Source organism: Pseudomonas sp. BF-B-26 (genome assembly GCF_019956495.1).
GTDB lineage: Bacteria > Pseudomonadota > Gammaproteobacteria > Pseudomonadales > Pseudomonadaceae > Aquipseudomonas.
On sequence record NZ_JAHBDP010000002.1, the window covers coordinates 1 to 15,871 of the forward strand.

Here is a 15,871-nt window from a genome sequence, read left to right on the forward strand (position 1 = left end):
GTGTTGCGGCTGGAGGAGAGTGAGTGGGGCGGGTTGAAAGTGGTGATTGAGTTGCCTAAGCGTTCAGGCTGAAAGCCACCCCCTCACCCCAGTGGGGAGAGGGGGAAAGGGAGCTGATCTCCATTGGCTTCTAATGCCGAGTTCGACTCTATTTTCTCGGTCGCAGAATATCTAAAAACCAACTCGGTCAGTCCCCTCTACCCTCTGGGGAGAGGGTTAGGGTGAGGGGTGGTTCTCAGACCCGAAACTGATCCATCAAACTCTGCTGCTGATTCGCCAGGCTATTGAGTGACTGACTCACCCGCGCCGATTCATTGGCCTGCCCCGACAGCGACTCCGTCACATCCCGAATCGTCGCCACGTTGTTGTTGATCTCCTCGGCCACGGCGCTTTGCTCTTCCGCGGCACTGGCGATCTGCAAGTTCATGTCGCTGATCACCGTCACCGCCTCACCAATCTGGCGCAACGCCGTCACCGCCTGACCCACTTGTTCGACACTGCCCTGAGCCTGGCGATGGCTGTTGTTCATCGAACCGACCACGTCCTGAGTGCCGCTCTGCAACTGCTCGATCACCAAGCGGGTTTCTTCGACAGACTCCTGGGTCCGGCGTGCCAGGTTGCGCACTTCATCGGCCACCACGGCAAAACCGCGCCCGGCTTCACCGGCACGAGCAGCCTCGATGGCGGCGTTCAGCGCCAGCAGATTTGTCTGCTCGGCGATGGCCCGGATCACTTCCAGCACCGAACCGATCTTCTCGCTGTTGGCTGCCAGGCCTTCGACTTGAACCATCGCCGCGCTCATGTCGGCGGCGAGGTTGTCGATGCTGGCGGTGGTGCGGTCGATCACGGTCAGACCGCGACGGGTGGCCTGATCCGCATCCCGCGCGGCCTGTGCCGCTTGCGCTGCACTGCGAGCGACGTCCTGGGCGGTGGCGCTCATTTCGTGGGACGCGGTAGCGACTTGATCCACCTGACGGTATTGCTGCTCCATGCCGGCGCTGGTCTGGGTGGCGATGGCAGACGACTGATCCGCCGTGCTGCGCGCGTCCTGCACCGAGCGTTTGACCTCGGCGATGATCGGTTGCAACTTGTCGAGGAAGCGGTTGAACCAGCCAGCCAATTGGCCGAGTTCGTCCTTTTTGTCGTAGGCCAGACGGCGGGTCAGGTCGCCTTCGCCGCTGGCAATGTCTTCGAGCATGTGCGCCACACCCAGAATCGGTTTGGTCACGCTGCGGGCCATCAGCCACACTAGCAACAGGCCAATCAACGCGGCCAGTACACCCAGGCCGAGTTCGACCAGGGTGCCGGCGGTGTTGCTTTCATCGAGTTGCTTTTTCAACGCTTCGGCGGGGCCGACCAGGACTTTCTCCGGCACCTCGAGCAACACGCCCCAGGACTTGCCACCGGGAATCGGCTGGAACGGCGACAGCACTTTGAGCTGTTGATTGTTGTGCAGGCTTTCGGTCTTGCTGCTGGCGGCGAGCATGCGGATCAGCTCGGCACCGTTGGTCTTGTCCACGGTGTCCAGGCGCTGGCTGAGCTTGCTGGCGTCCGGGCTGTAACCGGCCAGCAAACCGACCGGGCTGATGATGCTGACGTTGGTCTGGCCGTCATAGAGCTTCTTGCTCGCACCCTGGCTGACGGCTTGCAGGCTGTTGAGGTTGATGTCCACCGACAGCGAAGCAATGACCTTGCCGTTGACCATCAGCGGGAAAACGATGCTGGTCATCAGCACGTTCTGGCCGTCGATCACGTAGAAGTAGGGTTCGATCACGCAGGGTTTGAGGGTCGTGCGCGGGCAGGTGAACCAGGCGTTGGCCGGTTCGCCGCTCGGGCCGGAGCTGGTGTCGGCCATGTCGCTTTCCGGTAGCGCCATCGACGTCACCTTGCCGGGTGTCGGCTGCGACCAATAGAGCGCGAAACGGCCCTTGTCGTTGCTGCCCAGCTCGGCCTGGCCGGCGAACAGATCGTCCTTGCCGTCCAGCGCGTTGGCTTCGAACACCAGCGAGAGGCCGAGCAGTTCCGGGTTGGCTTGCAGGGCTGACTTGACCTGACGGGTCAGGTCTTCACGCAGGTCAAAGGCATCGAGAAAGCGCTTCTCGGCCTGCTCGCGCAGGAACAGCACCTGACGCGAAAAGCCATGGCCATATTGATAGGCATCCATGAACTGCTGGCGAATCCCCAGCGCCTGGTTTTCACCCTGGGATTCGATCCGGGCCTGGGCCGCTTCAGTGAGCATCTCCATGCTGGATGCTTTCACCATCTCGGAGCTGTGCTCCATGCGATACAGCGAAAGACCCACCAGCAGGGTCACGATGCCGGCCAGGCACAGCCCGGCCAGCAGGGTGATTTTCCATTGAATGGAAAGTTGTCTGAGCGACATGGAGACGTCCTTATTCGATAAATATCTGAGACTTTGCACTGTAGCGGCCGCGATTCGGCTTTCTTTATGCCGCAATCCGAATAAGGCTCGCCGCTGATTTTGTGGCGAGAGTGCTTACCTGTGGCGAGGGAGCTTGCTCCCGCTCGGCTGCGAAGCAGTCGCAAAACCTGCCGATGCGTTGTGGCTGACGGAATGCAGGGGGTCGCTTCGCAACCCAACGGGAGCAAGCTCCCTCGCCACAGGTCATCATAAGGAGTGACACATCATCACCGGCCACACGCTTTGACACCGGGCCGACTCTGCGGCACAGTGCGCGCCCTCTAATAAAACCCTCTCATTCAATCCGCTGGCGGCTCTTTGCAGACTGCCGGCCGGACTCTTTCCGTTTGCCTTGAGGTAACGATGATTAATGCTGTAATTGCCGCGGTCGGCGTCATGCTGATCCTCAGCCTGTCCCGCGTGCACGTCGTAATCGCGCTGATCGTGGGCGCTCTGGTGGGTGGTTTGACCGGTGGCCTGGGCATCGACGCGACACTCAAAGCCTTCAACAGCGGCCTCGGTGGCGGTGCGACGGTCGCATTGTCCTACGCCTTGCTCGGCGCTTTCGCAGTGGCCATTGCCAAGTCCGGCCTGGCACACGCCCTGGCAGACAAAGCCTTGCTGATGGTCGACCGCCAGCACGCCAGCGGTGGCGGTCAGGTCAAATGGCTGTTGATCGGTTTGCTGTGGGTGGTGGCCATCGCTTCGCAGAACATTCTGCCGATACATATCGCCTTTATTCCGCTGCTGGTGCCGCCACTGTTATATGTGCTGACCAAGCTGCAACTGGATCGCCGGTTGATTGCCTGCGTCATGACCTTCGGCCTGATTACGCCGTACATGTTCTTGCCCGTGGGCTTCGGCAACATCTTCCTTAATGAAATCCTGCTGGCCAACGTCGCCCGTAGCGGGGTGGACATCAGCGGCATCAACGTCACCCATGCCATGGGGATTCCGGCCTTGGGCATGGTCGTCGGGCTCGCGGCAGCGTTTGTCAGCTATCGCAAGAAGCGCGTCTACGATCTGGAAAAGATCGAGCAAGTCGAACAGGTCGCGGTGCAGTACAACCCGCTGAGCCTGATGGTCGCCGGTCTGGCCATCGCGGTGGCGTTCATTATTCAGCTGTTGCTGGACTCGATGATCATCGGTGCGCTGGCAGGCTTTCTGATTTTTTCGGTGTCGGGGATCGTGAAGTGGCGTGAAACCGACGACCTGTTCACCGAAGGCATGAAAATGATGGCGATGATCGGTTTCATCATGATCGCCGCCTCCGGTTTTGCCGAGGTGATGAAAGCCACCGGTGAGGTGCAGACACTGGTCGAAGCCTCGGCTTCGTGGATCGGCCACAGCAAAGGCATTGGCGCGTTGCTGATGTTGTTGGTCGGACTGTTGGTGACCATGGGCATCGGTTCATCGTTTTCCACTGTACCGATCCTGGCCGCGATTTTTGTGCCGTTGTGCGTACAACTGGGCTTCAGTCCGATCGCGATCGTGTGCATTGTCGGCACTGCCGGTGCGCTGGGCGATGCCGGTTCGCCAGCGTCGGACTCGACCCTCGGCCCGACCTCGGGCCTGAACATCGACGGCCAGCATCACCACATCTGGGACACCGTGGTCCCGACCTTCCTGCACTACAACCTGCCGTTGCTGGCGTTCGGCTGGGTGGCGGCGATGGTGCTCTAAGCACATTTCCCCTGTGGGAGCGAGCCTGCTCGCGATGGCGGCGGCACATCCAGCATTGATGTGACTGACATACCGCTATCGCGAGCAGGCTCGCTCCCACATTTGATTGGGGGTGACCTTCACTCAACTTTTGAATTGGCCTGCCGTTAAAGCCTTTAACCGCGCCAATAAAATCAAAAGAGTGAACCGTCATGCGCATGAGCCTGAAGGCTAAAGTCCTGTCCCTTGCCGTCCTCCCGGTGTTGCTCTTTGCGCTGGTTATCAGCCTGACCACGTTGTTCATTCTGCAGGAGCAGGCCCGCAAGGAAGTCGAGGAAACTCGCCAGCGCCTGCTCAGCGATGCCAAGGCAACGCTGCAAAGCTACGTCGCCGTGGCCATGACCACGATCAAACCACTCTACGACGCAGCTGCCCCCGGTGATGACGCGGCGCGGGCCCAGGTGGTCAAGTTGCTGTCGAGCATCACCTACGGCAAAGACGGCTACTTCTTCGGCTACGACTCCAATACCGTGCGCCTGTTCAAGGCCAACAGCCCTGAAGGCGTGGGCCAGAGCTTCAAGGACAACCGCGATCCGAACGGCGTCTACGTCAACCGCGACCTGGTGAAAGTCGCCAAGGACGGCACCCACTACCTGCAATACAGCTCGCCGCTGCCCGGCAACACCCAAGTGCTGGTGCCGAAACTGGGCTACACCGAATACCTGCCCAAATGGGACATGGCGGTCGGCACCTCGGTCAACCTCGACGGCATCGAAGCGCAAGTGGCGCTGGTCGAAATCAAGGTCCAGGAGCGCATGCAAGGCGTGGTGCTGAGCATCGTCGGAATTGCCGCCGTGGTGCTGTTGGTGATCGCCGCCGCCGGGATGCTGCTGGCCAACACCATCCTGCGTCCGCTGAACCTGATGAAAGCCAACCTCGATGACATCGCGGCGGGTGAGGGCGACTTGACGCGTCGCCTGACCATCACCAGCCAGGACGAACTCGGCGAGCTGGCCGGCTCGTTCAACCGCTTCGTCGACAAGATCCACGGCCTGGTGCGTCAGATCACCGAAATGACCTCGCAACTGACCGGGCTGGTGAATCAGGTCTCCGATCAGGCGCAGCGCTCGGATCAGGCGATGGAGCGTCAGCGTCACGAGACCGATCAGGTCGCCACGGCGATCAACCAAATGTCTGCCGCGGCTCAGGAAGTGGCGAAAAGTGCGCAAAACGCCGCAGTGGCTGCACAGCAGACCGACGAAGAAGGCCAGGCCGCCAAGCGTGTGGTGGCCGGCAGCATCGTGAAGATTCATGCGTTGGTGGACGATATTCGCAGCAGCGGCGTGTCTCTGGACAGCCTGCAAAAAGACGTGTCGTCGATTGTCAGCGTGCTTGGGGTGATCCGTTCGATTGCCGAGCAGACCAACCTGCTGGCACTCAACGCCGCCATCGAAGCCGCCCGTGCCGGTGAGGCCGGTCGTGGTTTTGCGGTGGTGGCCGACGAGGTTCGAGCGCTGGCCAGCCGCACGCAAATCAGCACCCAGGAAATCCAGGGCATGATCGATCGCTTGCAGGCCGGCACTCAGTCTGCGGTGGAAGCGATGCGCCGTTCCAGCGAGGCCGGCGACGGCACGTCGGCTCAGGCCAACGAAGCGGGTGCATCGCTGGACACCATGGCCCAACTGATCGGCACCATCAACTCGATGAACGCGCAGATCGCCAGCGCTGCCGAAGAGCAGACCGCCGTGGCCGAAGAGATCAACCGCAGCGTGCACCAGATCGCTGTGGCCGTAGACAGTGTCGCCGACGAAACCCAACTCGGCGCCCAGACCTCCCGCAGCCTGGCCGACCTCGGTCAGCGCCTGGGCAAACTGGTGGGCCAGTTCCGTATCTGACATCCCGAAGAACCTGTGGGAGCTGGCAGATATTACGGTCTGTCCCAGTAGGGCACCGCGCCAAAGCATTCCACGAAAAAATCAATCACCGTCCTGACTTTCACCGACAACCGTCGGCTCCCAGGCCACAGCACCGCAATCTGCTGCGGCTCAAGGCTGTTGGACACCTGATACGCCCCCAGCACCGGCACCAGCGTGCCGTTGCGCACCGCTTCACCAATCAGCCACGACGGAAACATCACCCGCCCCAAGCCTTGTTCGGCGGCTTGGGTCAGGGTGTCGGCGTGGTTACCGGTGATCGACAGCTGCTACAAGCTCCTACACTGGTGGTACGGGTCGCATTTGCCAGACCCGGACGACCACAACCAATGGAGTCAGACACATGATCAGCAGTGACAGTAAATGCGACTGCCCCAAATGCTCCTGCAAACTGGGCGAACATCCGATCGCGCGCCACGGCAAGCACTATTGCTGTGAAGCCTGCGCCAAGCACCACGAACATGGTGAAGAATGTGCCAGCAAGGGCTGCAAGTGCGCCCAACGCTGACCACTCATCCAAAAAAAGGTGGAGCCTGATCGGGCTCCACTTTCATTTCAATTCGCCGGCCGCCACTTGACGTTTTCCACGCCGAATTTCTCCGCCATCGGCTTGCTGGTTTTTTGCACCTTCTCTCGGCCGAAGCGGGGGATTCTTCCGACCCCCGCGTCGCAACTTGCCCAATGCCAGGCTTCCGCGTTATCCATCTTGTCCAGGCGGATGATGAAAGACTTGGGCGCGCCATGAAGGGTGTATTCAATGACGAAAAGTTTTGCGTTGTTCATAAAGCCCATATTCCTCCCTGTGGTATTACAAGGATCGTTGGGGTTACGGAAAATTCAGTCGAATTGTCAGATGGAGGCCGCCCGTAGCGACAAGCCCCGTGGCTCGTTACCATGCAATCTCTGAAATCCCCAATGATTGCTGCCCATGGCCCTTGCCTCCCCTCCAGACCTGAGTGATACCGATGTGCCCGTGCAACCGCTGGCGCGCACCTATCCGCGCGGCCTGTACATCGAGCCGCATGAACATGTCTGGGGGCAGTTGCTGTATGCGATGAGCGGGGTGATGTGGGTCGAGACGCCCCATGAAGCGCTGGTGGTGCCGCCGCAACGAGCGGTGTGGCTGCCGCCGGGTGTGCCCCACGGGATTCGCGTGGTGTCGGATTTACAGATGCGCAACATCTACTTGCGGCCCTCATTGGCGGCGACGCTGGACGATACGGTCCAGGTGATCGAAGTCGGCGGATTACTGCGTGAGCTGATCGTCGGTCTGGTGGAGCAGGGCGACGATGGCGCGCCCGAGTATTACGAAGCGCTGGTCGGCCTGGCGCTGCTGGAGCTTAGGCGAGCCCGGCGCTCGTTGCTGAAAATCCCCTTGCCGGATGATTCCGACCGACGGCTGATGAACCTGTGCCAGGCGGTCATGGCCGCGCCATCGCTGGACATTGCCTTCGAACAACACGCCGAAAACGCCGGTGCCAGCGTGCGTACCCTGGCGCGGCTGTTCAAGGACGGTCTGGGCATGGGCTTCGCCGAATGGCGGCGCCAGGTGCAATTGGCGACCGCGGTGGCAGAGTTGATCCAGGGCGTGCCGGTCAGTGCGATTGCCCGGGAGCTGGGTTACTCACCGAGCAGCTTCAGCGACATGTTTCGGCGGGAACTGGGTGTCGCGCCTTCGCAATTTTCGGCGAGCCAGCGTCAGGATTGAAAGCGCTTTGGCCGATATTCAGAAGCACTTGGCCGGTGCTCGTCGCTACCGATCTTTAGACTCCGGGCATACCTTAATCAGCCACGGAGTTTGCCATGAGCTACCTCATCTCATTGGTCATCGGTCTGGGCGTCGGTTTGCTCTACGGCGCTCTGGATTTTCGTTCCCCCGCACCGCCGGCCATCGCGCTGGTAGGGCTGCTCGGCATGTTGGCCGGTGAGAAGTTGTGGCCAATGGGCCGGCAGTTGGTGGCTGGCTGGATCGCCTGAACCGTTTATTTCATTCGAGGGAAACACTCATGAAAGCACTGCAATTCGACAAGACCGGTGAGCTCTCGGCCCTGCGCTACGTTGAACTTCCCACCCCCGTCCCTGGCGCAGATGAAGTGCTGGTCCAGATCAAGGCGGCCGGCCTCAACCCCAGCGATGTGAAAAACGTGCTGGGGCGCTTTCCCTACACCACACTGCCACGGATTCCCGGTCGTGATTTTGCCGGTGTAGTCGTTGAAGGCCCGCAGGCGCTGATCGGTCAGGAAGTCTGGGGCACCGGTCGTGAACTGGGCTTTTTCGCCGATGGCTCGCACGCACAATTCGTCAAACTGCCGGCCAATGGTGTGGCGAAAAAGCCGACCCATCTGAGTTTTGCCCAGGCTGCCAGCCTCGGCGTGCCGTACACCACGGCGTGGGATGCGTTGGAGCGCAGTGGGGTGACGGCCGAAACCCGCTTGCTGGTGATCGGTGGCGGGGCGGTTGGCACTGCGGCGCTGGCGCTGGGCAAGGTGCGTGGCGCTCAAGTACTGGCCGCGGCGCGGCGGCCGGAACAGATCAAGGATTTGCAGGCCCAGGGGTATCAGACGCTGCAACTGGATAAACCCGAGGATCTCGGCGCTCAGGTGAATGCCGTGTATGCCGGCGGCGCTGATGTGATTTTCGACACCACCGGTTTCTGGCTCCCGGCCTCGGTCCCGGCGCTGGCCGCGTTCGGTCGCATCGCGATCATCGCCGCACCGGTGGACGGCATGGTGCAATTGCCGGCCCTGGCGCTGTATCGCAAGGGCGGTTCGGTGGTGGGGATCAACTCGTTGCTGTACGGCGTCCAGGCGTGTGCGGCGATGCTTGATCAGTTCGGCACGTTCTTCGATCAGGGCTTGTTGCCGTTGCCTGAGGGTTTGTTTGAATCGCCGTTGGCAGAAGGGCTGGAGCGGTATGCGGAGGTGAGCCAAGGTGCCGGCGACAAAGTGATTTTGTTGCCGTAACCCTAATCAAATGTGGGAGCGGCGGTGCGGCGATCCGACTTGCTCGCGAAGGCGGCGGCACAGTCAATATTGATGTGCCTGACACACCGCTTTCGCGAGCAAGCCCGCTCCCACAAAGGTTTTGTATTGTCAGATCAAGCCTCGGGAACACCGTTCTCCCACGCCGACCAGTTCTTCAAAATCTCCTGCACCAACGGATTCCCCGTCCGGTACAGGTTCTCCAGCGCCGGCACAAACCCACCTTGATCCGCATACTTGAGCAGGTTTTCCACCTCACTCTGACCCGGCGCCGGCCGATCAAAATCGGAACCCGCACGCACCACCGCCAAACGCTGCACATCCACCAACCCTTCACGGCTGGCCCGCAGCAGCGCCTCATAGGTGGAGTTGTCTTCCTGCTGCGTCGTGCAGTACTCACCGTTGTTATCGGTCAGCAGCCGGGCCCAGACCTCGGCCCGCTCACTCAATCGCGTCCCGGAAAACCAGGTATTGCCCGCCAGCGTGTCGCACTGCGTCACCACCGGCGGCTGATTGGCCGGGGCCGACGGATACTTCATGCGCCACGCGGCCGATTCCTTGCTCTCACTCAATTGGACTTTGTGGCTGAGAGCAAAGGCCTTGGCCTGCAACTTCGGGTTGAGTTCGAAGACTTCGGTCTTGTAATCCAGCGGCGGTTTCTCGTTCGGGCCTTTGGTATTGATGCCGATATAACCGGTCGGCCAGTCTGACGGCGCGTCCCGGGAATCCAGCTCCCATTGGGTGCCGAACTCCACCAGATAATGCGCCCACGCCGTGGTGCCGATGGTCCCGTGTTTTGGGCTGATGCCGGCAATCCCGGCGACCAGGAAGTAACTTTTGCGCAGGTCGAATTTCGACGACAGCGCCAGGGCCAGCGTCGACGCCGCGGCGTTGGTCTGGCCCATGCCGGTGACCATCAGGCATACCTGTTGACTGTTGCAGCGAACGGTCGGGTACTCGGCGGACAGCCCCGGCACCCGCACTTGCTGCTTGAGTTCCAACCGATCAATCCAGTTTTGCGCCTCGGGAGCGAACATGGTGATCAGCATCACCTTCGGCTGGATCGGCGCTTCAGTCGCCCAGGCCGTTGCGGAGAGCAGGGCGGCACAGGCCAGGGAAAGACGCGTCATTGCATGCATAAAACCTCCTGATTCAAACAAGTCTTAAAACTGATAACCGATGCCGGCGTAGTAACCCCAACCGTCGGAACGGGCGCGGAAGTTACCGTCGCCAAAATTCAATTCGCTGCCATCCTCCCAGTTGCCGCCGTTGTGGAAATAACGGCCGACCAGGGTGAAACGCAAATGGGTGAACGAGTACAGCAAGACGTTGGTGGCCACCGTAGCGTTGGCAGTACGAGCCGGGTTGTCCTTGTGCAGGTCCGAGCCGAAGTCGAAGTTGGTGAATCCGATGTAGGTCAGTGACGCGCCGTTGCTGAAGCTGCTGATCGGCACGATGTATTTGAGTTGGGCGCGATAGCCGTCCCACGAATATTCGTTGCTGGCGCCGTAGTTTTCCCACTGGTAGCGCCCGTAGAAGTTGGCCGACAGGTTGACCCGCGAATGGGTGTCGATGTCGGTGCCCAAACCGCTGTACAGCGTATTGGCGCGGTTGGCGCTGTTACTGCCGTGGTCGTAGATCCAGTCAAAGGCCACGTACCATTCCTTGAACGGCCCGATGGCCAGGCTGCGGCCGGCGAGGTAATCGATGGAGATCCGCGGTTCGTGCTCCATGAACACCGGCGAGCCGTGGTCCCACACGCCTTTGTCATGGCTGTTGCCGATGTCGAAGATCTTCGGAATGTCGATGTAACCGTACAATTCGAACGGCCCCTTGCGCCCGAAGTACTCGTATTCCAGGTAGATATCGTCGGCCGGTTGCGGGCCGAAACTGATGTCTTTGCTGCCGATGACGGTCAGGTCCTGATTGAACCAGTCCGAGAGGTACACACCTTTTTTCGGTGGGCTGGCTTCGGGGCTGAGGCTTTCGCCTTGGGCGGATTCTTCGGCGGGAGCGGGCTGCGCCAAAACGGTGCTGCTGAGTAGTCCTGTAACGCTGGCCAGCAGCAAGGAAACAGCAAAAGTGCGCGAGCAAGTCACGCGGCTGAACGTGCGGTGCATTAAAAGTCCCTTTTCGTGCGGATCGAAGGCCCGGTTCTTCGGGCTTGCGCGGTTGTGTAGTGAAAACGCTTGTATCAGCGGCTCGCAAACGTTTGCACAAGCCATACCAGTTTTGCTCAAGGCACGGAAAAGGCTAAGGAATTGCTGGCTTAACTGTCCTTTCGGTCAGGAGATCGTTCCCACGCGGGATCGAGGGAACGATCAGCTCCTACGAAATAGGGTTGATGTAAACTCCTCGGCACTGACTTCACGAGATGTGCCCCCCATGAGCGAACCGATTCGTCTGACCCAATACAGCCACGGTGCCGGATGTGGCTGCAAGATTTCTCCCCAGGTGCTGGAAGTGATTCTGGCCGGCAGCGGGGCGCAGAACCTTGACCCGAAACTCTGGGTCGGCAATGCCTCGCGCGATGACGCGGCGGTGTACGCCATTGATGAAGAACGCGGCGTGGTCTCGACCACCGACTTCTTTATGCCGATCGTCGACGACCCGTTCGACTTCGGCCGCATCGCCGCCACCAACGCCATCAGTGACATCTACGCCATGGGCGGCGATCCGTTGATGGCGATTGCGATCCTCGGCTGGCCGGTCAACGTACTGGCGCCGGAGATTGCCCGGGAAGTGATTCGCGGCGGGCGTTCGGTCTGCGATGAAGCGGGGATCCCGCTGGCTGGTGGGCATTCCATCGACGCGCCGGAGCCGATCTTCGGCCTCGCTGTGACCGGTCTGGTGGAAAAGCGCCATATGAAGCGCAACGATACCGCCACCGTCGGTTGCCTGCTTTACCTCACCAAACCGCTGGGCATCGGCATCCTTACCACCGCCGAGAAGAAGGGCAAATTGCGCCATGCCGACATTGGCCTGGCCCGCGACTGGATGTGCACCCTGAACAAACCCGGCAGCCGTTTCGGCAAACTTGAAGGCGTCACCGCCATGACCGACGTCACCGGTTTTGGTCTGCTGGGGCATTTGGTGGAAATGGCCGACGGCAGCAACGTGACCGCTCGCATCGAGTACGACCGCGTACCGCGTCTGCCAGGTGTCGAGTATTACCTCGACCAAGGCTGTGTGCCCGGCGGGACGCTGCGCAACTTCGACAGCTACGCCAGCAAGCTTGGGCGTCTTCAGGAAATGCACAAACGCGTGCTCTGCGATCCGCAGACCAGCGGTGGCCTGCTGGTTGCGGTCACCCCCGAAGGCAACGAACACTTCCTCAAAGTGGCCGCCGAACTAGGCCTGATCCTTGAGCCGATCGGTGAACTGATCGAGCGACAGACGAACGCGGTTGAGGTGTTTTGATGTCCATCGAATTCACCGATTACCGCGACATTTTTCTCAACGACCGACCGATGATGGATGCCCGTGCGCCGGTCGAATTTCTCAAAGGCTCATTCCCCGGCGTGATCAACCTGCCGCTGATGAATGACCATGAGCGGCAACGGGTCGGCACTTGTTACAAGCAACACGGTCAGCAAGCGGCCATTACGTTGGGGCACCAGTTGGTGTCTGGTGAGATAAAAGCCGAGCGCGTCCAGGCCTGGGCCGATTTTGCCCGGGCTCATCCTGATGGGTATTTGTATTGTTTTCGCGGCGGTTTGCGTTCGCAGATCGTCCAGCAATGGCTCAAGGACGAGGCCGGCATCGACTATCCGCGAGTGGGTGGTGGCTACAAGGCGATGCGCACCTTCTTGCTCGACACGCTCGATCAGGCGGTTGCCCAGTGTGATTTCGTGTTGCTGGGCGGCATGACCGGCACCGGCAAAACCGAAGTGCTCACGCAGTTGCGCAACGGCCTGGACCTTGAAGGTCACGCCCATCATCGCGGCTCCAGTTTCGGTAAACGCGCCACCGGCCAACCCTCCAACATCGATTTTGAAAACCGCCTGGCGGTGGACGTGCTGAAGAAGCGCGCCCACGGCATCGAGCAGTTTGTGCTGGAAGACGAGAGCCGCGCGATCGGCAGTTGTGCGCTGCCGTTGCCGCTGTTTCAGGGCATGCAGCAGTTTCCGATGGTCTGGCTGGAAGACAGCCTGGAAGGGCGGGTCGAACGGATCCTGCGCGATTACGTGGTGGACTTGTGTGCCGAGTTCATCGGCGTGCATGGCGATGAAGGTTTCGCGCTGTTTTCCGAGCGTTTGCTGGAGAGTCTGAACAATGTGCAGAAACGTCTGGGCGGTGAGCGCCATCGGCGGCTGTTGATGTTGATGGAAGACGCGCTGGCGGAGCAGGCGAGCAGCGGGGCAGTGGACTTGCACCGGGGCTGGATCGAAGGGTTGCTTCGTGAGTATTACGACCCGATGTATGCGTTTCAGCGGGAGAAGAAAGGGGGGCGCATTGAATTCGCTGGAGAGCGGGCTGCCGTCCTTGAGTATCTGCGAGAGCGGGTCAGTCAACGAAGTTGATGGTGTTTTTTCCGGCCCCTTCGCGAGCAAGCCCGCTCCCACATTAGATTCTCAGTGAACACAATATTTGTGTACGACAAAGATCAAATGTGGGAGCGGGCTTGCTCGCGAAGAGGCCCTTGCAGACGCTATAAAACTTAAAGCACTGCCGCCCCTTATGTCGGACAGGTCTCCTGCCCATTATTCAGACCTTGCTTGTAGGCGTGGCTCACCACGCTGGCCTTGCCGTTGTGCCAGGTCAGGGTGAGCACGTACAGCGAGTCGTAGTCGTTGGATTCCCAGTCGTCGATGATGTTCTGTTTCTTGCCGATGGCTTCCCCTGCGACCTTGTTGATCAGCTCCGGCAGGTAACCGTGGGACCAGGCGGTGTAGATGACCGAGTTGTGATATTTGTCGAGGAGCAATTCATCGGCCAGATCACTGGTGTCGTTGGCCGAGAAGTTGATGTTCACCGGCAAACCAAGCTTGATCGCGCTGGGGCTGATGGTCATCAGGGGACGGATGTAACTGTAGGAATTGTCCAGTTCGCCTTCTTCGACATTGCGCGTCGGGTTGGCGGCAAATACATAGTTGGCCTTGCCGAATTTTTCCGGCAGCAAGGTGGCCAGGTCGATGGCACGGTTCAGGCCCTGGCAGTTGAGCTGGCCGAGGCCGCCTTCGGGTTTTTCCGCGTGGCGCAGGAACACCAGCGTCTGGGTGCCGTCCATCGGTTGGGCGCGACTTTCGCTGGATTCAAGGAACAGGAACAGCGCGCAGACCGCCAACAGGGAGGGCAGGACCACGTACGCGCGATACTTGAAGCGTTTGGCGAATTTCAAAAGGTTCATCATTTGAATAGGTGATCTTCAGCGCATTCGGTTAAGGCTGACAAACCTTTACACCGCGAGCTCCCTGCGTCGGGTGTTTTCCATGTCGTTGGGCCGGCCCGTTTCCGAAAGGGCGATGCTCAGAGTCCTCTGAGGCCCATTTGGTTCGATCCGAGCAAGTGCGCAGCACTGTAGCGGCAACCTGAGATGGGTGGAGCAGAGGTTATCGACAGGATGTTGCCGATTTATGGACACAGTACACGTGTTGGCGCCATTCACAGGCTGCAATCTTCTGATCATGCTCATCAGCAATATTGATAACGCCAAAAGATCGCAGCCATCGGCAACCCATACATTATGATCAGCGTCTACTTTTTCCGTGTGGATGCTTCCCATGACCGATCTGTCCGCGTTCCCGATTACCCGAAAATGGCCGGCTCAATACCCCGAGTGGATCCAGCTTTACTCCTTGCCGACCCCCAACGGCGTCAAGGTGTCGATCATGCTCGAAGAGATCGGACTGCCCTACGAACCGCATCGTGTGGGCTTCGAAACCAATGACCAGATGTCCCCCGAATTTCTTTCACTGAACCCCAACAACAAGATCCCGGCCATCCTCGACCCCCACGGTCCGGGGGACCAACCCCTGGCGCTGTTCGAGTCCGGGGCGATTCTGATTTACCTGGCCGACAAGAGCGGGCAATTGCTGGCCCAGGAATCGGCGGCGCGATACGAGACCCTTCAGTGGCTGATGTTTCAGATGGGCGGTATCGGGCCGATGTTTGGCCAGCTCGGCTTTTTCAACAAATTTGCCGGCAAAGACTATGAGGACAAGCGTCCCCGCGACCGCTACGTCGATGAAAGCAAGCGCCTGCTTAATGTGCTCAATAACCGCCTGGAAGGGCGCGACTGGATCATGGGCGAGCGCTACACCATCGCGGACATCGCGACCTTCCCCTGGGTGCGCAACCTGATCGGCTTCTATGAGGCCGGCGAGCTGGTGGGCATAAAGGACTTCACCAACGTCACGCGGGTGCTGGAGCGCTTTCTGGCGCGGCCGGCGGTGATGCGCGGGCTGGAAATTCCCAAGCAAAACGCTTCGATTTGATCAAGAAACCAAGGAAGGCCATGCACTCATTCGATTTCAAGCAAGTAGATGTCTTCAGCCGTGTTGCGCTCAAGGGCAATCCGTTGGCGGTGGTATTCGGCGCCGATGCGCTCAGTGATGAGCGCATGGCGGCGTTCGCCAGCTGGACCAATCTCAGCGAAACCACATTCATACTCGAACCGCGCGATCCTCGCGCCGATTATCGTGTGCGGATCTTCACCACCCTGAACGAATTGCCGTTCGCCGGTCATCCGACACTGGGCACCTGCCATGCGTGGCTGGAGGCCGGTGGCGTGCCCAAGGGCGAAGAGATTATTCAGGAGTGCGGTGTGGGGCTGGTGCGGGTTCGTCGACAAGGGGCAGAGCTGGCCTTTCTCGCGCCACCATTGCTCAAAACCGGGCCGGTGGAGGCGGATGTGGTGGAACGGGTGCGGC

Annotated in this window: 15 protein-coding genes and 2 pseudogenes; 10 read left to right on the top strand and 7 right to left on the bottom strand. The window is 60.1% G+C overall.

Features of this window, described 5'->3' with window-relative positions; genetic code table 11:
• Nucleotides 1–235: 235 nt before the first annotated feature.
• A complete protein-coding gene (locus tag KGB03_RS31250; RefSeq protein WP_403145802.1) occupies nucleotides 236–991 on the bottom strand; it encodes a methyl-accepting chemotaxis protein in 756 nt (251 codons plus the stop codon).
• Nucleotides 992–1,093: 102 nt separating this feature from the next.
• Nucleotides 1,094–2,383 (bottom strand): annotated as a pseudogene (locus KGB03_RS31255) (HAMP domain-containing protein); the annotation flags it as partial.
• A 405-nt stretch (nucleotides 2,384–2,788) separates the two neighbouring features.
• On the opposite strand from KGB03_RS31255, the gene KGB03_RS00100 reads away from it, so the two are divergent.
• Together KGB03_RS00100 and KGB03_RS00105 are read left to right on the top strand one after the other, a co-directional pair.
• A complete protein-coding gene (locus KGB03_RS00100; RefSeq protein ID WP_218536258.1) occupies nucleotides 2,789–4,105 on the top strand; it encodes a Na+/H+ antiporter family protein in 1,317 nt (438 codons plus the stop codon).
• A gap of 191 nt (nucleotides 4,106–4,296) precedes the next feature.
• The gene (locus tag KGB03_RS00105; RefSeq protein ID WP_046056068.1) at nucleotides 4,297–5,979 is read left to right on the top strand and encodes a methyl-accepting chemotaxis protein; all 1,683 of its coding nucleotides are present in this window, start codon (nucleotides 4,297–4,299) and stop codon (nucleotides 5,977–5,979) included.
• Nucleotides 5,980–6,011: 32 nt separating this feature from the next.
• Here KGB03_RS00105 and KGB03_RS00110 read toward each other — a convergent pair.
• Nucleotides 6,012–6,278: pseudogene (locus KGB03_RS00110) on the bottom strand (LysR substrate-binding domain-containing protein); the annotation flags it as partial.
• Nucleotides 6,279–6,361: 83 nt separating this feature from the next.
• Between KGB03_RS00110 and KGB03_RS00115 the strand changes: the two are divergent.
• Complete coding sequence (locus KGB03_RS00115) at nucleotides 6,362–6,526, top strand: metallothionein (protein WP_192410428.1); 165 nt, start codon at nucleotides 6,362–6,364, stop codon at nucleotides 6,524–6,526.
• 47 nt (nucleotides 6,527–6,573) lie between these two features.
• Here KGB03_RS00115 and KGB03_RS00120 read toward each other — a convergent pair whose 3' ends face one another.
• On the bottom strand, nucleotides 6,574–6,801 hold the full coding sequence (locus KGB03_RS00120; protein WP_008152143.1) for a DUF6555 family protein: 228 nt from the start codon (nucleotides 6,799–6,801) through the stop codon (nucleotides 6,574–6,576).
• A gap of 145 nt (nucleotides 6,802–6,946) precedes the next feature.
• Here KGB03_RS00120 and KGB03_RS00125 point away from each other — a divergent pair, with 145 nt between their 5' ends.
• From KGB03_RS00125 to KGB03_RS00135, 3 genes are all read left to right on the top strand, one after another.
• The gene (locus KGB03_RS00125; RefSeq protein WP_223525832.1) at nucleotides 6,947–7,726 is read left to right on the top strand and encodes an AraC family transcriptional regulator; all 780 of its coding nucleotides are present in this window, start codon (nucleotides 6,947–6,949) and stop codon (nucleotides 7,724–7,726) included.
• Nucleotides 7,727–7,821: 95 nt separating this feature from the next.
• Complete coding sequence (locus KGB03_RS00130) at nucleotides 7,822–7,995, top strand: DUF1427 family protein (protein WP_111452434.1); 174 nt, start codon at nucleotides 7,822–7,824, stop codon at nucleotides 7,993–7,995.
• A gap of 29 nt (nucleotides 7,996–8,024) precedes the next feature.
• Complete coding sequence (locus tag KGB03_RS00135; protein ID WP_218535580.1) at nucleotides 8,025–8,981, top strand: zinc-binding alcohol dehydrogenase family protein; 957 nt, start codon at nucleotides 8,025–8,027, stop codon at nucleotides 8,979–8,981.
• Nucleotides 8,982–9,115: 134 nt separating this feature from the next.
• On the opposite strand, the gene KGB03_RS00140 is transcribed toward KGB03_RS00135, so the two are convergent.
• Nucleotides 9,116–10,138, bottom strand: coding sequence for a purine-nucleoside phosphorylase (locus KGB03_RS00140; protein WP_192410431.1), 1,023 nt, complete (start codon nucleotides 10,136–10,138; stop codon nucleotides 9,116–9,118).
• Between the two features lie 24 nt (nucleotides 10,139–10,162).
• Nucleotides 10,163–11,119: a nucleoside-specific channel-forming protein Tsx gene (locus KGB03_RS00145; RefSeq protein ID WP_218535585.1), complete on the bottom strand. Its 957-nt coding sequence runs from the start codon at nucleotides 11,117–11,119 to the stop codon at nucleotides 10,163–10,165.
• A gap of 265 nt (nucleotides 11,120–11,384) precedes the next feature.
• On the opposite strand from KGB03_RS00145, the gene selD reads away from it, so the two are divergent.
• Nucleotides 11,385–12,419, top strand: coding sequence for a selenide, water dikinase SelD (gene selD, locus KGB03_RS00150; protein ID WP_218535606.1), 1,035 nt, complete (start codon nucleotides 11,385–11,387; stop codon nucleotides 12,417–12,419).
• Nucleotides 12,419–13,522 (top strand): tRNA 2-selenouridine(34) synthase MnmH, encoded by a 1,104-nt coding sequence (mnmH, locus tag KGB03_RS00155; RefSeq protein ID WP_218535608.1) that lies wholly within the window; start codon nucleotides 12,419–12,421, stop codon nucleotides 13,520–13,522. The genes selD and mnmH overlap by 1 nt, the downstream gene beginning before the upstream one ends.
• 155 nt (nucleotides 13,523–13,677) lie before the next feature.
• On the opposite strand, the gene KGB03_RS00160 is transcribed toward mnmH, so the two are convergent.
• Nucleotides 13,678–14,352 carry a histidine phosphatase family protein gene (locus KGB03_RS00160; RefSeq protein WP_218535610.1) on the bottom strand — a complete coding sequence of 225 codons (675 nt, stop codon included), beginning with the start codon at nucleotides 14,350–14,352 and terminating at the stop codon, nucleotides 13,678–13,680.
• 370 nt (nucleotides 14,353–14,722) lie between these two features.
• Between KGB03_RS00160 and KGB03_RS00165 the strand changes: the two genes are divergently transcribed.
• Complete coding sequence (locus KGB03_RS00165) at nucleotides 14,723–15,436, top strand: glutathione binding-like protein (RefSeq protein ID WP_111452427.1); 714 nt, start codon at nucleotides 14,723–14,725, stop codon at nucleotides 15,434–15,436.
• A gap of 20 nt (nucleotides 15,437–15,456) precedes the next feature.
• Nucleotides 15,457–15,871 (top strand): PhzF family phenazine biosynthesis protein (locus KGB03_RS00170; RefSeq protein WP_223525833.1); only part of this gene is annotated, 415 nt, incomplete at its 3' end.

Bases quoted from the DNA above. Each gene is read 5' to 3' on its own strand.
- selD (WP_218535606.1), top strand. From the start codon at position 11,385: ATGAGCGAACCGATTCGTCTGACCCAATACAGCCACGGTGCCGGATGT.
- KGB03_RS00115 (WP_192410428.1), top strand. From the start codon at position 6,362: ATGATCAGCAGTGACAGTAAATGCGACTGCCCCAAATGCTCCTGCAAA.
- KGB03_RS31250 (WP_403145802.1), bottom strand. From the start codon at position 991: ATGGAGCAGCAATACCGTCAGGTGGATCAAGTCGCTACCGCGTCCCAC.
- KGB03_RS00165 (WP_111452427.1), top strand. From the start codon at position 14,723: ATGACCGATCTGTCCGCGTTCCCGATTACCCGAAAATGGCCGGCTCAA.
- KGB03_RS00145 (WP_218535585.1), bottom strand. From the start codon at position 11,119: ATGCACCGCACGTTCAGCCGCGTGACTTGCTCGCGCACTTTTGCTGTT.
- mnmH (WP_218535608.1), top strand. From the start codon at position 12,419: ATGTCCATCGAATTCACCGATTACCGCGACATTTTTCTCAACGACCGA.
- KGB03_RS00160 (WP_218535610.1), bottom strand. From the start codon at position 14,352: ATGATGAACCTTTTGAAATTCGCCAAACGCTTCAAGTATCGCGCGTAC.
- KGB03_RS00130 (WP_111452434.1), top strand. From the start codon at position 7,822: ATGAGCTACCTCATCTCATTGGTCATCGGTCTGGGCGTCGGTTTGCTC.
- KGB03_RS00120 (WP_008152143.1), bottom strand. From the start codon at position 6,801: ATGAACAACGCAAAACTTTTCGTCATTGAATACACCCTTCATGGCGCG.
- KGB03_RS00135 (WP_218535580.1), top strand. From the start codon at position 8,025: ATGAAAGCACTGCAATTCGACAAGACCGGTGAGCTCTCGGCCCTGCGC.
- KGB03_RS00140 (WP_192410431.1), bottom strand. From the start codon at position 10,138: ATGCATGCAATGACGCGTCTTTCCCTGGCCTGTGCCGCCCTGCTCTCC.
- KGB03_RS00125 (WP_223525832.1), top strand. From the start codon at position 6,947: ATGGCCCTTGCCTCCCCTCCAGACCTGAGTGATACCGATGTGCCCGTG.
- KGB03_RS00105 (WP_046056068.1), top strand. From the start codon at position 4,297: ATGCGCATGAGCCTGAAGGCTAAAGTCCTGTCCCTTGCCGTCCTCCCG.